General features: G+C 64.0%; 11 protein-coding genes. 6 read left to right on the top strand and 5 right to left on the bottom strand.

From position 1 onward, the window contains the following. Window positions 1–49: 49 nt before the first annotated feature. Genes dbpB (L0M17_RS11960) through dbpB (L0M17_RS11950) form a run of 3 tightly spaced genes read right to left on the bottom strand, consistent with a single transcriptional unit; the run spans window position 50 to window position 3,529 of the window. Window positions 50–1,174 (bottom strand): DGQHR domain-containing protein DpdB, encoded by a 1,125-nt coding sequence (dbpB, locus tag L0M17_RS11960; protein WP_241054186.1) that lies wholly within the window; start codon window positions 1,172–1,174, stop codon window positions 50–52. Continuing rightward, window positions 1,167–2,402: a tRNA-guanine transglycosylase DpdA gene (dpdA, locus tag L0M17_RS11955; RefSeq protein WP_308196869.1), complete on the bottom strand. Its 1,236-nt coding sequence runs from the start codon at window positions 2,400–2,402 to the stop codon at window positions 1,167–1,169. The genes dbpB (L0M17_RS11960) and dpdA overlap by 8 nt, the downstream gene beginning before the upstream one ends. Further along, window positions 2,399–3,529, bottom strand: coding sequence for a DGQHR domain-containing protein DpdB (gene dbpB / locus L0M17_RS11950; protein ID WP_241054184.1), 1,131 nt, complete (start codon window positions 3,527–3,529; stop codon window positions 2,399–2,401). Before dbpB (L0M17_RS11950) ends, dpdA begins: the two co-directional genes overlap by 4 nt. Before the next feature lie 988 nt (window positions 3,530–4,517). On the opposite strand from dbpB (L0M17_RS11950), the gene queC reads away from it, so the two are divergent. The 5 genes from queC (at window position 4,518) to L0M17_RS11925 (ending at window position 7,868) form a co-directional block, all read left to right on the top strand. Next, a complete protein-coding gene (gene queC, locus L0M17_RS11945; protein ID WP_241054182.1) occupies window positions 4,518–5,213 on the top strand; it encodes a 7-cyano-7-deazaguanine synthase QueC in 696 nt (231 codons plus the stop codon). Continuing rightward, window positions 5,213–5,848, top strand: a complete 636-nt coding sequence (gene queE, locus L0M17_RS11940; RefSeq protein WP_241054181.1) for a 7-carboxy-7-deazaguanine synthase — start codon at window positions 5,213–5,215, stop codon at window positions 5,846–5,848. Before queC ends, queE begins: the two co-directional genes overlap by 1 nt. Next, entirely contained in the window at window positions 5,845–6,231 is a 387-nt protein-coding gene (gene queD / locus L0M17_RS11935) for a 6-carboxytetrahydropterin synthase QueD (RefSeq protein ID WP_241054180.1), read from the top strand. The genes queE and queD overlap by 4 nt, the downstream gene beginning before the upstream one ends. After that, window positions 6,218–7,033: a GTP cyclohydrolase FolE2 gene (gene folE2 / locus L0M17_RS11930; protein ID WP_241054179.1), complete on the top strand. Its 816-nt coding sequence runs from the start codon at window positions 6,218–6,220 to the stop codon at window positions 7,031–7,033. The genes queD and folE2 overlap by 14 nt, the downstream gene beginning before the upstream one ends. Before the next feature lie 85 nt (window positions 7,034–7,118). Continuing rightward, window positions 7,119–7,868, top strand: coding sequence for a hypothetical protein (locus L0M17_RS11925; protein ID WP_241054178.1), 750 nt, complete (start codon window positions 7,119–7,121; stop codon window positions 7,866–7,868). A gap of 1,304 nt (window positions 7,869–9,172) precedes the next feature. Here the strand turns inward: L0M17_RS11925 and L0M17_RS11920 are convergent. Further along, window positions 9,173–10,033: a hypothetical protein gene (locus tag L0M17_RS11920; protein ID WP_241054177.1), complete on the bottom strand. Its 861-nt coding sequence runs from the start codon at window positions 10,031–10,033 to the stop codon at window positions 9,173–9,175. Between the two features lie 1,363 nt (window positions 10,034–11,396). On the opposite strand from L0M17_RS11920, the gene mobF reads away from it, so the two are divergent. Further along, the gene (mobF, locus tag L0M17_RS11915) at window positions 11,397–14,939 is read left to right on the top strand and encodes a MobF family relaxase (protein WP_443729164.1); all 3,543 of its coding nucleotides are present in this window, start codon (window positions 11,397–11,399) and stop codon (window positions 14,937–14,939) included. A gap of 606 nt (window positions 14,940–15,545) precedes the next feature. On the opposite strand, the gene L0M17_RS11910 is transcribed toward mobF, so the two are convergent. Then, on the bottom strand, window positions 15,546–16,598 hold the full coding sequence (locus tag L0M17_RS11910; RefSeq protein ID WP_241054174.1) for a LacI family DNA-binding transcriptional regulator: 1,053 nt from the start codon (window positions 16,596–16,598) through the stop codon (window positions 15,546–15,548). Window positions 16,599–16,628: the final 30 nt, after the last annotated feature.

Below are 16,628 nucleotides of genomic sequence, written 5' to 3'. Positions count from 1 at the left end.
CCCCCGCTTCATCCTTTGAATGAAGTCAGACCGTGCAAGCCCGCGCAACTCAACGCACGGGACTCGCGTGGCGGACCAGGTTCAGCAGGTGACTGGTCAGGAGGCGAACGTCATTCGGGGTGTTTTGGATGTTGTTCCAGCGGCGTACCTGGTCGTCGGCGAAATGCCATGAACCGTCCATCCAGGCGCACTCATCTCGAAGATTCCTGAGGGTTTCCTCGATAGCGAGATCCGATAGGTCTGCAGCCGGCACGCCCTCCGTGAGCGAGTCCATCACGTACCCGAGTGCCTGTATTCCGGCACCATGGGTGAGGCGGGACTTGGTCGGCGGGAGACTCCATGCTTCGGGGAATACGCGCTGAACCGCGCCCCAGAAGTGGTTAAGATGCAGGAGAATTGAGGGGATGTCGCCGGTGCCGTCGTCTGCGTGTCGGTACTGGTAGAGCGCACCTTCGTAGAGACTGTTCTCGATCATCTTGAGGACGCTGTTGTCGCGGATATAGCCGCTTGCCATGGTTGGCGTGCTGATACAGCCAGTGAAGGGGCCTCTGCCGCCGCCTGCACCGAAGTTCAGGAGGTTGAGCACGCTCGCCGGGAGTCGGCGACGTGCATAGGTCGTTGGCAACTTCACCGAAGTCGAGGGCAGGAGTTCGTGGATCAGGCCCTTGGGAAGCGGCTTGGTGTTGTTCACGAGGATGAACTGCGAACGCTGCTCGGCCTCGTCCTTCGCGATGAATCCAACGGCCGCAACCGGGAAGGCTTCGATTTCGGCATCGCGGATGGCAGCGCTTCGCTGCTGACCGTCTACGATCCAGGCCGGCTTCTCGTCGTCCGGGAGCGAGTCGTCGACCGGGATGAGCAGACGGCCGATGGTCGAGTAGTCCACCCCGTTCTGGGGTTGGTCGACGGGTTCGAAACGAACTCGATCGTCGAAGGCGATCACGATGGCGTTCGGGAGGATCGCGCCGTCCGTTTCGAGGTATCGGCGGATTGCACGGATGTGGCTCTGCACTTCTGGACGCTGATAGCCAGCAAGTTGCTGGTCCTTCCGGTGCACCCGACTCACGGCTGCAAAGCGGGGGATCTGTTTGCCGTCCACCCCGAAGGCGTAGATGTACTGGGATCCCTGGCGGACCCGGACGGCGGGGAGTGAAAAGAACTCGGTGTTAGACATATTGTTCGAGTGCCTCCGGGGTGGCGAGTTTGGAAATCTTGTTTGCGAGGACTGTGAGGTTGTGGAAGCCTCTGCGCTTGTTTCGCTCGGTGCCGCGGAAGATCACCATCTCGATGCCGTGCGTCCGGCAGAGCCTGCAAGGGCACGACAGCCAGGGGGCCGCGGTCAGCGTCTCTTCGTAGGCGTCCAGGTAGGACTTCTTGGAACGGTTCACGCGTTCGTACTGGGCGAGTGCGTCGAGAGCAGTTTTCTGAGACCTCGGAGATCCGTCGAACGATCGCAAGGCGCGGAGGGTCTCGCGTTCGGCTTCGATGGCGTCGCGTTGTGATACGTCTCCGGCGAGAATCGCCCGGCGGAGGGTCACGTTGCCGTCTACCTGCGGCACGCGGATCGCGGCGAAGGCCCGGTCGGCAGTGTGATAGTTCTTCCGTTCGTCCATGAATGCCTGGCGGAATGGCGAGGTGCTGTCGATGCTCGTTACCCCTAGCTGCGCGAAGGTCTCCATCGCATCCACACGCGTCAGACCGAGCAAGTGGAGCTCGGTGGCTGGGCTGCGGATCTCATTGATCTCGTAGAGACACTGGAGCACGTCACGGGTCTTGAGCGGGACCATTCCGCCAAGCGCGATTCGGGTGTAACCCATCTCCTGAAGTCGTTTGACACTGTCCGCATAGCTTGTCGGACTCCAACCCTGGGCAGCCCCAACGGGTTCGACATGGCTCCCACGCTCGCTAACGCGCTTCATGAATTCGTACGCCAAGTCCAGAGTGATTTCGCGACGTCGAATCCAGGCTGGGTCTGCTTGCGTCAGGGTGGCGTTGGCGTCATATCCGAAGATGACGTGGTCGACGCTGACGCCGGCATCGAATCCGCACTCGTCGTAGAAATCAAGGGTTCCGTCGACCGTGACCGGGGGAACTTCTTCGCCCACGTAGTTGAAGGCGCCGTTGTCGCCCAAGGTGGCGATGTGGTCCGGAAGCCTGAAGAACCGCCGCACTCCCATGCGATAGAAGCGCGCCCGTTGCGATGACGAATACTTGCCCGCGCCTGAGACGCCGCCATCGACGATCGCCTTGCTCACGAGTATTCCGTGGTAGGGCGGGGTTTCGAGCACCTCGTGCGCGTACCGGTCATCGCGTTGCCGGACACGGTGAGGCGCATACTCGTCGTGCAGAAAGTCGTAAGTGGGGCTGATGAGGTCCTGGCTGTCAGGGAAATAGAACTTCACCGGTTGCCAGCCCTTTCGGCAAGGTACGCGCGGGCGAGGAAGTTGGACAGGGCGCTGATGTGGCGCGGCGTGTTCTGAAGCTCGTTCCAGGGCAGATTCAGGTCGGGCCAAACGCCCTCGGTCCAGCGACATTGTGGTGCGATGCGTGCGACCTCGCGGCGTGCCTGTGCGTCTGCATCCGGCGCATTGACGTCGACGTGCGCCATCACCCGTTCCATAAGACGGCCCATGGCCCGAAGCCCCACCCCACCCATCAATCGCGATTCATTCGGGGTTTTGCCCCATGCGTTCGGGAATGTGGCCTTCACGGCGTTCCAGAATGTGAGCAGGACCTTGCGGATGCCCTCTGTGTCGGTCGTTCCCGCGGCGATGTTCCGATACGGGAAGAGCACGCCGGACGGCGACTCGATGGACTCGCGGAGTGCCTCGACCAGGCCGGTGTCGGTGACGACAGTTTGGTTCCGGTCCTCGGCGGACGTGGACGCTCGTCGGATGAGCCCATGGAACGGAGACGCGGGATCGGAGCCGAGCATGTCCACGAGAGCAGAGGGGAGTTGGCGGGTCGACATGCGTCCTGAAGGCACACGTGCGATCTCGGGGAGGAGTTCCGTCACGAGAGCGACCGGCAATGGTTGAACCGTGTTCACGCGTAGGAATTGTTCGCGTTGGAGTTCCAGGCTGTCGGTGACGAATCCCGCGACCGGAACTGGGAGATGCCGATTGCGGGTGCGAGCAAGGGCGAGGCTGCGCTGCTGTCCGTCGACGATCCACGCGGGCCGAGGACCGCCCTCGCCCCCCGCGACGGGGATCTCGAGCGTGCCCGAGACGGCGAGGCCGTCACTCGCTGCAGGCCCGCGGCTGGACTTGAACCGAACCTCTGTCGGCAGCGCAAGGATGAGCCCGTTCGGGAAAAGGACGCTTTCGCCGTCCAGATACTCCTGAATCTGGTTGACGTGCTTCTTCTTCTCCGGACGCTGATAGCCAATGAGCTTCCCGGCCTCGTCCCGGGAGATGCGCGCGACGTCGGCTACCTGATCGACTTCTTCCGCAGCGAGGGTGAAAAGGTACAGCGGGATATCTCCTTGCAGAACCTTGAGGGCACGCCGTTCGATCCAGCCTTCGGTCATGACGCCGCCTGTCCTATTGATTCGAAAAGTTCCGAGAAGCGGCGCTGCTCGCACGCATAGCCGCCGTCGCGCAGTTGGCGAAGCGCCCGAGTTTTGGTGACCGATGGTTCACGATGACGTATTTGCTCTATGAACAGGCGCACCTCATCATCTCCAAGGGCAGCCCGTGCATAACGCTCGTGGTGTCTGACTCGGTTCGCCCACTGTTCCCACGAACCTCGTCTGTCCGCCGAGTTGAGTTGGGCCGTCTCCAGGCTGCTCAGCCACTCCACAGCCATCCGCATGCTGATTCCGTTCATCGTGCCGCCAAGCCGAGACCGGAGCGCACCATCGGCCGGCAGTCGATGCTGTTTTGGAACAGAGCCAGACCCTCCGACGACAAGCAGGTCCGCGGAGCTAGCGAGTTGATCGATCGCCGGGCTCAGAACGTTGGCGTACCGAGGCGAGAGGACCATGAGCACCGAGTCGTGGCTTGACGCCACAGTTTGCAGGTGGGGGGAGTCGGAGTTCAGGGCCTCCCACCATTCACGGTGTTCCTTGACATCACCCGGGACCGAGTCAGGGTTGCCGGGCGAGAACGTCGCCCCGTATGCCGGCCACTGCTCGTCAATGTGACGCAGTCCGACGCCAGCAGAGGCAACATAGACTGTTGGGTCAAAGCCTGCGCCGACGGCGGCTGCCTCGAGCGCTGATACCCGTGACCAAGCCTCACCCTGATACAGGCGGCGGAGGCTTGTACGCGCCGAGGCCACCGCGAGTTGCCGCCGCCAACGGTCAACTCGATCGGAGAAGGAAGGTGAACTCAGTGCACGAAGGCGGCGTTCAGGGGTCGTCGGCAACGACTTCCGGTCAGTGCAGGTGACTACGATCGTCAGACGCTTCGGCATCACCGCTCCTCGAAAACTGCAGGCATGTTGCAGCTAGTGTAACGTACAGTTATCGCCTACCGTGATGCTATGCCGAGCGTCGAAAACGAACAGGAGCCTTGATGTCAAAGCCTAAGGCAGTAATCCTCCTCAGCGGAGGGCTTGACTCGACTACTGTGCTCGCGATCGCGAGGAGCCAGGGATACGAGCCGTATGCGCTGAGCTTCCGGTACGGTCAGCGTCATCTCGTGGAACTCGATGCCGCGAAACGGGTGGCCGCTGCACAGGGCGTGGCGGGACACATCGTTTGCGACATTGACCTGCGTACCTTCGGGGGCTCGGCCCTGACGTCGCCGGACGATGTTCCGAAGCACGAGGACGCCAGCGACCTGGACACCGAGGAGATCCCGGTCACGTATGTCCCGGCACGGAATACGATCTTCCTTTCGTTTGCGCTTGCCTACGCTGAGGTTGTCGGCGCCAGCGATGTCTTCATCGGCGTCAACGCCATGGACTACTCGGGCTATCCCGACTGTCGTCCTGAATACATCGAGGCCTATCAGAAGATGGCGAATCTGGCGACGCGCGCCGGCGTGGAGGGCAACGCCCTCAAGATCCACACTCCGCTGATCGCGATGACGAAAGCCGAGATCGTGAAGTCCGGCCTAGCGCTCGGCGTTGACTATTCGCTCACCTCCTCGTGCTACGACCCGGACGATGAAGGACGAGCATGCGGGCATTGCGACTCGTGCCTGCTTCGACTTCGCGGCTTCGAAGAAGCGGGCACCTCCGATCCTGTCGCCTACCAGGTCGCCTGATGGCCTACAAGATCAAGGAGATCTTCTACACCCTCCAGGGCGAGGGGACTCATGCCGGGCGCCCCGCAGTCTTCTGTCGCTTCAGCCTGTGCAACCTCTGGACCGGCCACGAAAAGGACCGCGCCCGGGCGATCTGCCAGTTCTGTGACACCGACTTTGTCGGAACGGACGGGCCTGGTGGGGGCCGGTTCAACACGGCGGATGAACTCGCAAACGCCATCGAATCGGCCTGGCCGGGGGAGTGGGACGACCATCGGATGGTTGTCTGCACTGGAGGCGAACCCCTGCTTCAGTTGGACACCCCGGCTGTGATGGCTCTCAAGGACAGAGGATTCTATGTGGCCGTCGAGACCAACGGGACGCGAGTACCCCCGGAAGGCATCGACTGGCTGTGCGTGAGCCCGAAGGCCGGCGCCGAACTGGTTGTGGCTGCCGGCAACGAGCTAAAGCTGGTGTTCCCGCAGCCGGGAGCAGATCCCGAGGGATTTGAAGGGCTCAACTTCAACTCCTTCCGCCTGCAGCCGATGGACGGTCCAGATGTCGCTGAGAACACGAGGAAGGCTGTGCAGTACTGCCTTGATCATCCTCGATGGCAACTCAGTCTCCAAACGCACAAATACTTAGGAATTCCATGACGTTCGTCGCAGAAATCTCGAAGAAGTTCACTTTCGAATCAGCCCACCGGCTCCCCTACGTTCCGGAAGGGCACAAGTGCTCCAGGCTGCACGGTCACTCCTACTGTGTGGAGATTCATGTCAGGGGCCAAGTTCCCGAGGCGACGGGGTGGGTTCAGGATTTTGGTGACCTGAAAAGCGCCTTCAAGCCTCTTGAAGACCAGTTGGACCACAATTATCTCAACGAGATCGAGGGACTCGACAACCCAACCAGCGAAGTGCTCGCGCGCTGGATCTGGGTACGTCTCAAAGACGCTCTGCCGCTATTGTCCGCCGTCCATGTGTGGGAAACCTGCACGTCCGGTTGTATCTACAGAGGGGAGGAAGTCGATGCGGCTTCCTGATATCCAGGACGAGTTGGATAACCGCGGCGTGGAACTTGCAGAGGTGGGCGTGACGAATGTCCGCTATCCGACCGAATTTTCTGACGGCGTCCTGGCTCAGTCCATGATCGGTTCATTCGATGTACTGGTGCGCCTACCGGCAGATCGACGCGGGACCCACATGAGCCGCATGGTGCAGTTGATCCACGAGCACATGGGGCGAATAGATCCCAGAGAATTCGAACTTGTGATGAAGCACGTAGTCACCCGAATGGAAGTCGAGGTCGCGCAGGTCAGCGTCGCGCTGCCGATTGCCACTCGGGTGATGTCTCCAGCCACCGGGCTGGAAGGGTTTCAAGTATGCGATGCGTCCTTTCACGCGTTGCTGGACACGGATAGATTTTCCCTTCAAACGAGAGTGAAGGCAGAGGTCACCAGCCTTTGCCCTTGCAGCAAGGCGATTAGCGATTACGGTGCGCACAACCAACGCAGCGAAGTCGTCATTTCCATAACTGGATCGGGCATCGATCCCTATCCTATGTCGGTGACAGACATCGTCGACCTCATCCGTTCGGCGGGTTCTTGCCCAGTTTATCCAATAGTAAAGCGCCCGGATGAACGCCTTATCACCATGCAAGCTTTCGATCGGCCCGCCTTCGCGGAGGATATAGTCCGGGAGCTCACACTTGATCTTAGGAGCAAGAACCTTGAGCACAGTGTGCGGGTACGGAATCTTGAGAGCATACACAGCCACGATGCCGTTGCCTGCCTTGACTGGTCTCCAAACAGTAGCGCAGGCGTGGGAATCGGCGAGGACTCCTGACCGCCTCTTCTCGTGAACTTAACAACTGCATCGCAGTTTGTGGGCGAGATGTGACTTGCTAACCGAACTAGAGGACACCGACGATATGGACATTCCCGTGGTCGTGGCCTTGATTGCTGCCGCAGGTGGTTTAATCACGGCGCTGATCACTTCTGGTCGGCAGAAGAGGATGGCCCGGGATGTGGCTCAACAGCAAGGTGAATCCGCCCAGCAATTGGCGCGCCTGCAAGAGGAGTTAAAGGTCAAGTCTCTTCGGGAAGAGCGACGCCACGCTGCCCTGGAGCAATTAAACCGATACCGAGAGCCTCTTCTGTCCGCCGCCCGAGATGCTGGGGACCGTCTGAGAAACATCCGGGAGGGGTCTTTCCTTATATATCTTCACCATCCGGACAAGCGACGCCGCCGTCTTGCGCTGCTCAGCACGTTGTATCGGTTGGGCAGGTACTGGGCAGTAGTGGAAAGCCTGTACGACTCCGTAAGCGAATTGCGGTTCGCCACTGAAGAGGAAACGAAAAAGGTGGCATCCCTGCTTAAGGAGATTAGCCGAACGTTTGCCAACGATGCCTACGGATCCCCCCAATTCATGGTGTGGCGTGAAGAGCAGCGCGGCATCGCGGATTTGATGCGGGACCGGTCCGTTTCCGGCGCGGAGGGTGTCATGGGGTTCGCACGGTTCATGGATGGCTATGACACGACGATGGTTCCCTGGTTTGAAGAGTTGGAGCAAGACTTGCAGGCGGACGACGCCAGCGCGGGCCACAAATTGGAGGACCTGCAGACACTCTTTGACAAATTGACCTCACAACTGAAGGCCGACCGGCCGCGCACCTTGTGACGGGTGCAGTAATTCGGGCCACATCGCTCGTTTGCGGAGTGTCCTGGCAACTGGCGTTTCAGCCTGCGTTTCCATCTTTGACCTCCCAGATCCTCAAAGTCGAGCGTGCGAAGTCTCGAGGCTGACCCTGCTTGAGGAGATCATCACCCCTGGCCGGGTCATGCGGCGTTGGCTCGCCGTCGACCGCAGTGCGGGGAGTGAAGAAGCGGTCGATGTCGCGGGGACACCTGCCTGCTCGAAGTGGAGCAGGACCACCTCTTCGCCGTTTCCAAGGCCCCCGCCGTGGCCATGGGCGTATGAGGCTCTTGTCGACGGGGCCGATCATCCACGCTTCGGCGCCCTGCACGATCGGCCGCCGGTCAGTGCCGGGCGCTGGCCTTGGCGAGCAGTTTCTGCCCGTCGCGTCTGAGTCCACCGATTGGTGAGACGTGACCGTGGAGGGGCATATCCGGGCAGCAGACCAATAGCGTGCCAGGGGGCGCCTGGCTAAAAGGTGCAGCAGCCCTCCTCATCTGGGGTGCCGTCGCCGAGCAGCGGCGCCGCCTGGAGGACGACCAGTCCTGCATACCGGCCGACCCCGTCCCGGATGCCGTCCAGGACCGCTCGGCCGAACCCATGGGCCGCGGTGGCCCTGCTCGAGTTCGATGCTGGAGACGTTTCGGACGTCGCCGCCCCACGACTAGTCCAGGGCCGCGAGGTCCGGAGGGCTGACGTGGAGCATCTCGCCGAAGTCGGCGAGATGCTGGCTGCGTGCGTCTAGGGTGAGGACGAGGTCCTGCTCGGCGGCAGCCTCCGGGTTCGCCTATGCGCTTGCCCTGTCTGGCACCTCCTCGTCCTCGCCGGATTCCTCATCGAACAGGCTGCGGGGACTTCCACCTGCCAGTCCTGCGGGTATTCCTCGGGGATCTCGCGCAGCGCCGCCGGCCCAGGCGGCGCCCAGGGGAGTTCGAAAACGGTCTCTCGGTTCCAGCTAGTCCTATGGGGACGTCCTCTTCTCGCCAGCCGATTCCGGCGCTCCGATTCCAGCCAGCAGCAAACACAAACGCGGCCCAGCGGGTAAAGGAAGCGGCGGCAGGCATGTGTCATGCCTCTCGGTCCCCGCCCGACGCGCCGCAGTGTCTCCGGTGTGGTCTGCGCTTCAGCCGGATAGCGGTCGTGAGGCGTAGCGGCAGCGGCGGATCGAGCATGGCGTCGCCACGCAGCCGGAGGCTCCGCGGCGGCGGTCCCGATCGCAATCGAAGGTGCGCGAGGATTGCACGATCACGGGCATCAGTTGTCCGCGCGGTTCGACGTGGCGGTAGTTCCTACCTGCTTGCTGGCGAGATGACCGACAAGCCCTTCGCCGTCGGCTTCAGTTCCAGGACGGTCTGATCGGATTCGGTGAGGAGGGGTAGTCCGTCAGGAGCAGCGTGAAGCGCCCTCGCGAGGCGGCCAAAGCTGGTCCGTGCGCTGAGAATGCGCTTGACGGCCACCGGATTCGGAAGCCTGCCCCCATCGATCTTCATGGCGCTGAGATCGTCGAGAAGCCCTACAAGCTGGTTCTGGCGGTTGGACAATGCCGAAAGTTCGTCGCGAAGGACATGCTCGACATGGGGGAGAGACAGGCCCGGGTTCGAGAATTCGGCGGCAATCTTCTCCAGCACGACGACCCGCGCACTGAGTGCAAGCGCCTCGTAAGTCTGGGCCACCGATCGCTCGAATTCCTCGATCTGGTCTTCTCGTTTGCCGACAAGCGCAGTCATCAGTTGGGGCCCGTTCACCTGATCCGCACCTTCATGCTTCGCGACGACCTCGAGCCACCCGTCGAGCCGTTCGACCTGCTCGCTCGTCAGCTGCGCAAGTTCGCCGAATGCGTGAGAGGCGCTCGAGAAGTCGGGCAGCCTCGCCTGATCGAGCAGATAACCTGCGACTGTTCGCGCCGCTTTACCCGCGCTCGTCAGAACTGCTCGGTCCTCCCGGTCGAGGTGACGTTGAACCCCGAGCACCGCTCCCTTGATCGATTCGAGCTTCTTGTTCATCTGGTGCTGCGTCAGCATCTCACCGGCCACCGCGAGAGCCACAGTCGCGATCAACGGTCCGGCCGCCACCGCCGCACCAGCGCCGGCTGCCGCCGGGACAAGACGAGCGTGCCCGGAGATCGTCTTCGATCCGCCGGCGCGAACCATCCCCCGGAATCCGCCGCCGACCGCTGGAACAAGGTCCCTCGTCACCGAACCGCTCGGCAGGATCAGCCGGTAGAGGCCGTCAGGCGGCGACGGGGCATGACCGATCTGGCTGACCGCTTGGCCGATCGCCTTTGCGAACGCTCCCGAGGTCTGGGCGACCATCTCGGACGGAGCCCCCGCAACCGGCGCCGAAACACGGCTGAGGACGATAGCCTCACGGTTCAAGAGCATCCGGAGCATTGCATCGTTGCTCGGCTCCGCATCCAACGGAACAAGCGGAATGACGACAGCTTCTTCTTCAGGTTCCATAGCTCCTCCGGTCACGGCCTACGAGATGTCTTGCCAGCAAGCAGGCTCCTGAAAGCTGAGGGCGCAGCCCGGTCCCGGGCAGCCTTACGGATTTTCCGTTTCGCCTTCAACCCTCGGTGTCCGAATCGTGGGCGCGGCGGTCGCCGGGAAACTGCTCAGGCGGGGGAATCACGAGCGGTGGGTGGCCCAGTGCGGCCAAGGCATCCCGGATCAGCGCCGTCACGTCCCTCTCGCCGAGCAGTCACAGCAGGTTGAGGGAAGACCGCAATCTTCCTGGCGATGATGTGGCTCGAATAGGTCGCATGGTCACGGACTGGGATTTGCCACATCGTTTGGCTGTTCGCCAACTTCAGCAAGCCAGAGAAGCCATACAGGATGCACGATTCGCGTGATGAGCGTCTGAAAAGAACGCCGATAACCGGCGTTCGTGAAGGGAGCAACTGACAGTCAACTAGCAATTGTTCTAGGACTATTCTGTCTCAGTCTTGTTCGGCCAGAATCTAGTTCCTTCGGTGAGCTCAGAAGGTCCGGTGCCGGCGGAATGGCCCGCCGCTCTTGCCCAGTCGTTGGTCGATGCGTGGGCGCCAAGGCCCGGCGGGGCCTGGAAGGCGGCCCTGGGAATGCCCCGTAGTGAACCGGTGGGTGACCTCGTCTACATCGACCTGCAGGTGCTCGCCGGGACGGAGGGGTGGGTGCCGCGCGGCCGTGACTTGGGGTCTCAGCGAAGAGTCCACGTGGGCGCAACTCCCGCGGTAGACCTTCCCCGTCGGTGTCGACAACCGCGCCCGTGGCGACCGCGTTGATCACGAACATGAACAGGGGTCGCGGATTCGGCATCCTCGATCGCTCTCACCCCCCAGCCGCCTTGCGCTCGCCCTGGACCTCCGCTGCAACGGCTACCAACTGCTTCCGGTTCCCTCGCGCTTGGCGCTCGTCTCCGCCAGTCTTCTGGCGAACCCCGACTTGTAGCGGCCACGCGTCTGGCAGATCGAGGGGTTCCCCTGCGCACCTGACCTGTTGAACCAGGTCTGGGGGCGGGTGCGTGACGGTGTCGATGCGGTTGATGTCGGCGAGAGAGGGCTACAGGTATCTCCTGCGGAGTGTCGCTGCGGGGGATGGCAGCCGGCCGCTGTCGACGCCGTTGACCCGGTACTACACCGCCGAGGGGACCCCGCCCGGTCGCTGGCTCGGCTCCGGGGTCGCCGCCCTGGGCGGCGGGCGGCTTCGCGAAGGAGACGAGGTTTCCGAGGCGCAGCTTCAGCTCTTGGTCGGGATGGGCCGTGACCCGCTGAGCGGGGATCCGCTTGGCCGCGCGTACCCGGCGTATGCCAGCCGTGCCGAGCGGATCGAGAATCGTACGAAGGCGCTCGGGTCGAACCTGAGCGACGGGGAACGGGAGGCGGCGGTCGCGCAGATCGTGGCCGAGGAGGCCGCGGTCCCGTCGCGGCGTGCGGTGGCGGGGTATGACTTCACGTTCTCGGTCCCGAAGTCCGCGTCTGTGCTGTGGGCGGTCGCCGATGCGGGGATGCAGGAGATGATCGCGGCGGCGCACCATGCGGCGGTTGCGGACGTGGTTGCGTACATGGAGCGCGAGGTTGCAGCCACGCGCGCGGGCGCAACCGGGCGCGGCGGCGCGGTCGCGCAGATCGACGTCACAGGCCTGATCGCGGCCGCCTTCGACCACTTCGACTCCCGCGCGGGGGACCCGCACTTGCACACGCACGTCGTGATCTCCAACAAGGCCAAGACCGTGCTCGATGGCAGGTGGCGCAGCCTGGACTCCCGCCCGATGCACGCGGCGACCGTTGCGCTCTCTGAACTCCACGAAGCCGTCTTCGCCGATCACCTCACCCGCGCCCTCGGGGTCCAGTGGGAGAGGCGCGATCGCGGCCGCGACCGCAACCCGGCCTGGGCCATCACCGCTGTCCCCGAGCAGTTGGTGGGAGAGTTCTCCGTGCGCTCGCGGCATATCGAGGTGGAGAAGGACCGGCTGATCGCGGAGTACGCGGCGCGGCACGGCCGGCAGCCATCGGCTACGACGGTCATCAAACTCCGCGCCCAGGCCACCCTCACTACCCGCCCGGAGAAGGAGGTCCGCTCGCTCGCGGACCTGACCGCCCAGTGGCGGCAGCGCGCCAGCCGCATCCTCGGTTCGGATGCAACGTCATGGGCGCTCGGCGTGGCGAAAAGCGGCGCGCCCCTGCTGCTGCGCGCCGACGACGTGCCGCTGGACGCGATCGCCTTGCTCGGTGCGAGCGTCGTGGAGGCGGTCGGCGAGAAGAGGTCGACGTGGCGGCGGTGGAACCTCACGGCAGAGGCGGCCCGGCAGACGATGGACTACCGGTTCGCCACCATCGAGGATCGGGAGGCCGTCCTCGGCCTGGTCGTGGACGCCGCCGAGGCCGCCTCGCTGCGGCTGACCCCGCCCGAGCTCGCAACCAGCCCTGCGGTGTTCCAACGCCCTGACGGGACCAGCCTGTTCCGCCCGAAGCACTCGACCGTGTTCTCCTCCGAGGCCCTGCTGGCGGCCGAAGACCGCCTCCTCGAACGCTCCCGCACGACCACCGGGCCGGCTGTCGCCATGGCGACGGTCGAGAGGATCACCGCCGGGCCCGACCGCCAGGGGCGGATGCTCGGGGACGACCAGGCCGTGGCCCTGGCCAAGGTCGCCGTCTCCGGGCGCATCGTCGATGTCCTCCTCGGCCCCGCCGGGGCCGGCAAGACCACCGCGATGAGCGCCCTGTGGCGGGTCTGGGAGGCCGAGCACGGGCCCGGCTCGGTCGTCGGGCTCGCCCCGTCTGCCGCCGCCGCGCAGGTCCTCGCCGACGACCTCGGCATCGAGACGGAGAACACCGCGAAGTGGTGGGACACCCACAAGCGCACCGGGCAGTCGTTCCGCAAGGGCCACCTCGTCATCCTCGACGAGGCCTCCCTCGCTGGAACGCTCAGCCTTGACCGCATCACCGGCCTAGCCGCCGAGGCCGGGGCGAAGGTACTCCTGGTCGGCGACCACGCCCAGCTCCAGTCCGTCGACGCCGGCGGAGCGTTCTCACTGCTCGTCCACGACCGCGACGACGCGCCCGAGCTCGTGGACGTGCGCCGCTTCGCCAACGAGTGGGAGAAGGCCGCCTCCCTCGGCCTCCGCCATGGGCGCACTGAGGTCATCGACACCTACATCGAAAACGGCCGCGTGCTCGACGGCGAGACGGGGGCGATGACTGATGCCGCCTACCGAGCCTGGCGCGCCGACCAGCTCGCCGGGCGGGGAACGGTGCTGGTGGCCGACTCCGCCGAGGCAGTCACCGCCCTGAACGAGCGGGCGCGCACCGACCTGATCCTCGACGGCACCGTCCGCGGGGCACGCGACGTCGAGATGCACGACGGCACCCGCGCCGCGGCCGGGGACACAGTCATCACGCGCCGCAACGACCGCCGTCTCCGAGCCGGCAGGGGCTGGGTCCGCAACGGCGACCGCTGGACCGTCACCGCCGTGCACGACGATGGCTCCCTCACCCTCCGCCGCACCGGCACCCGGCATGGCGCCACCACCCTGCTGCCGGCCGCCTACGCGGCCGAGCACCTTGAGCTCGCCTACGCGGTCACCTCCTACCGGGCGCAGGGCATAACGGTCGACACCTCCCACGTCCTGGTCGATGCCTCGATGACGAGGGAGAACCTGTACGTCGCCATGACCCGCGGCCGGAACTCGAACACCCTCTATGTCGCCGTCGACCAGCCCGACACCGCACACGAGGGACCGCACCCCGGCGACAGCACTGAGGCCACCGGGCGGAGCATCCTGCACGGGGTCCTCCAGCACGTCGGCGCCGAGCCCTCGGCCCACGAGACGATCAACGCCGAGCAGGAGCAGTGGGGCTCGATCGCCCAGCTCGCCGCCGAGTACGAGACCCTCGCCGCAGCCGCGCAACACGACCGCTGGGCCAACCTCATCCGCTCCTCCGGCCTCACGCCAGGGCAGGCAGACGAAGCAATCGCCTCCGGTGGGTTCGGGCCCCTCACCGCCGGGATGCGGCGCGCCGAGGCCAACCACCACGACGTCGAGGCCCTGTTCCCCCGCCTGGTCCAGGCGCATGGGTTCAACGATGCCGACGACGTCGCCGCCGTCCTCCACCACCGCCTCGCCGTGGCGACCGCCCGGCCCGCGGGATCCGGCCGCACAAGGAACGCCCCGCGCCTCATCGCCGGGCTCATCCCCGAAGCCCTCGGCCCGATGGCCCCCGAGATGCGCCAAGCGCTCGACGAACGGCGCGACCTCATCGAAGCCCGCGCAGACGCCTTCCTCGACCAAGCCCTCAACGATGGCGGAAGCTGGGCCGCCGCCCTCGGGACCCCGCCCCGCGACGAACGGACGATGGTGAACTGGCGTCGCCTCGCCCGAACCGTCGCCGCCTACCGCGACCGATACGGGATCACCGCACCCACACCCCTCGGCGCACCGGCCGAGAATGCCGCGCAGAGGACCGATGCCGCCCGAGCCCGCGCGGCCCTTGACCGAGCCACCGCATTGAGCCCGAGCCATCCTGCGCCGGAATCGACGCATCGTCCTAGCCAGCAACGCTCGGGCCTCGGCCTGTGACCTTCCGAGTGTCGCGGCTCTGTCATCCTCTCGGGAGCAGATGTTCCTTCTATCGCGATGTCGGGAGGGGCAAGGATTGCGGTCCCCGCACAACTGCCCAAGGGTCCGAATCCGGAGCCGAGTGCTCATCAAATACCCATCTCAATCACCCAGCACGAACCGGGAACGACCAGGTACACTCGGAGCAAGCGAACCGCCCGGTTCCCTGTCAACACAAGGGAATCCGCGAGTTCCCTAGACAACCGGTCAGTCCCCGAAATGGCTCGGACCCTCCAAGGGGTCGCAGGTTCAAATCCTGTCAGCCCGACCACGAGGCCGCGGAAACTCTAGGGTTTCCGCGGCTTTGTTGTTGGGGAGGGTGTGGCATGAGTTCGGCCTTTCACCCCGAGGCGAGCCATGAGGTCTACTCGGTGTGGAACCGCGTCTTGGCTTCGCTCGTCAATGTGGCCGAGCCGGATTCCCGTCGCTTCTCTCGTCGGAACCTCGGCGGTCCGGCCCCGTGGGCTCGTCCACAATGCGCTATTCGAGAAGATCGGCGAACAGCCGATCCTGTGACCACTTTGGTGACCAGAAACCCGTCAGAGTCTGTGCTTTAGCCCAAGGGCGTTAGTTTTGGTGTGTCGGAGCCTTGGCCGTGGATTCCCTGAAGATGAGCTGCATCGGGGTGGACTCGTCTCCGTAGGAGCCGTCAGGCTCGTTTCGTATGCGGGAGATCAATTCCCTCATGCTGTTGCGGCCGGCGGCTTGAAAGTCCATGCTCACTGTGGAGAGCGAGGGGATGAAGTATTCGCCTTCCTCCAGGTTGTCCCATCCGAAAACGCTGATGTCCTTTGGCACGCTTTTGCCGCGTTCGTAGAGAGCGCGCATGACTCCTATGGCCATGTGGTCGTTTGCCGCAAACACCGCGGTAATGGGGCCGTCACCCAGAGGTATTTCCAGTCCGGCCCGGTAACCCGAGAGCATGGACCAGTCGCCGACCACGAAACCGGCTGAGTGGAGACCGAGTCGGGCGATGGTCGTCTCATAGGTCTTGCGCCTGTTGGCGGCTGATGTCCACAGCTGTGGACCCGCGACGTGGTAAAAGGAACGGTGGCCGAGGGTGGCCAGATGCTCGATCATTTCTGCAGCTGGGGTTGCGTCCGCTAGGAAGCCGCGCGCGTGCATCTTCTCGTCATAGTTCGCGGCTACGACGAGTGGAATGTTCGAGTGCTTGGACGTGATCTGCTCTTCCAGTGGCCCCAGTGGTATCAGCGAGAAGATCCCGGCCAACCGTTCGGTCGACACCAGAGAGAGAAGGCGCTCCGAAGCCTTGGACGCTTCGGTCCCTATCTGGACAACCTCAGTCACATACCCAGCTTCGTCGGCCGTGCTGACTGCGCTTCGAAGGACGCGAGATGCAGGAAAACGAACCTCTTCGGGAGTGGCGATAAGGATGCGATAGGACTGCTTGCTACGCAACGCACGCGCTGCAAGGTTCGGCGTATAGTCGAGCCGTGCCATGGCGTCTTCGACCTTGGCGATCGTTTGGGGCTTGAGGCCCCCATTTCCCTTGAGGTAACGCGAGACGGTCTGGTGCGAGACGCCAGCGAGTCGCGCAACTTCATAGATCGTGGACGGCTTAGGCGTCCGAGCGGGAACAGGGCTGCTGCCAAAGCTCAACTTATTGGTCCTCCATGGCCTCTTTCCGCC

Origin of the sequence: Sinomonas terrae, assembly GCF_022539255.1 — a bacterium.
Taxonomy (GTDB): domain Bacteria; phylum Actinomycetota; class Actinomycetes; order Actinomycetales; family Micrococcaceae; genus Sinomonas; species Sinomonas terrae.
This window is presented reverse-complemented; position numbering and strand designations above follow the sequence as displayed.

What these genes read in the sequence shown, in the direction of transcription:
- dbpB (WP_241054186.1), bottom strand. Translation starts at nt 1,174, where the DNA reads ATGTCTAACACCGAGTTCTTTTCACTCCCCGCCGTCCGGGTCCGCCAG.
- dbpB (WP_241054184.1), bottom strand. Translation starts at nt 3,529, where the DNA reads ATGACCGAAGGCTGGATCGAACGGCGTGCCCTCAAGGTTCTGCAAGGA.
- queC (WP_241054182.1), top strand. Translation starts at nt 4,518, where the DNA reads ATGTCAAAGCCTAAGGCAGTAATCCTCCTCAGCGGAGGGCTTGACTCG.
- queE (WP_241054181.1), top strand. Translation starts at nt 5,213, where the DNA reads ATGGCCTACAAGATCAAGGAGATCTTCTACACCCTCCAGGGCGAGGGG.
- queD (WP_241054180.1), top strand. Translation starts at nt 5,845, where the DNA reads ATGACGTTCGTCGCAGAAATCTCGAAGAAGTTCACTTTCGAATCAGCC.
- folE2 (WP_241054179.1), top strand. Translation starts at nt 6,218, where the DNA reads ATGCGGCTTCCTGATATCCAGGACGAGTTGGATAACCGCGGCGTGGAA.
- L0M17_RS11925 (WP_241054178.1), top strand. Translation starts at nt 7,119, where the DNA reads ATGGACATTCCCGTGGTCGTGGCCTTGATTGCTGCCGCAGGTGGTTTA.
- L0M17_RS11920 (WP_241054177.1), bottom strand. Translation starts at nt 10,033, where the DNA reads ATGGTTCGCGCCGGCGGATCGAAGACGATCTCCGGGCACGCTCGTCTT.
- mobF (WP_443729164.1), top strand. Translation starts at nt 11,397, where the DNA reads ATGCGGTTGATGTCGGCGAGAGAGGGCTACAGGTATCTCCTGCGGAGT.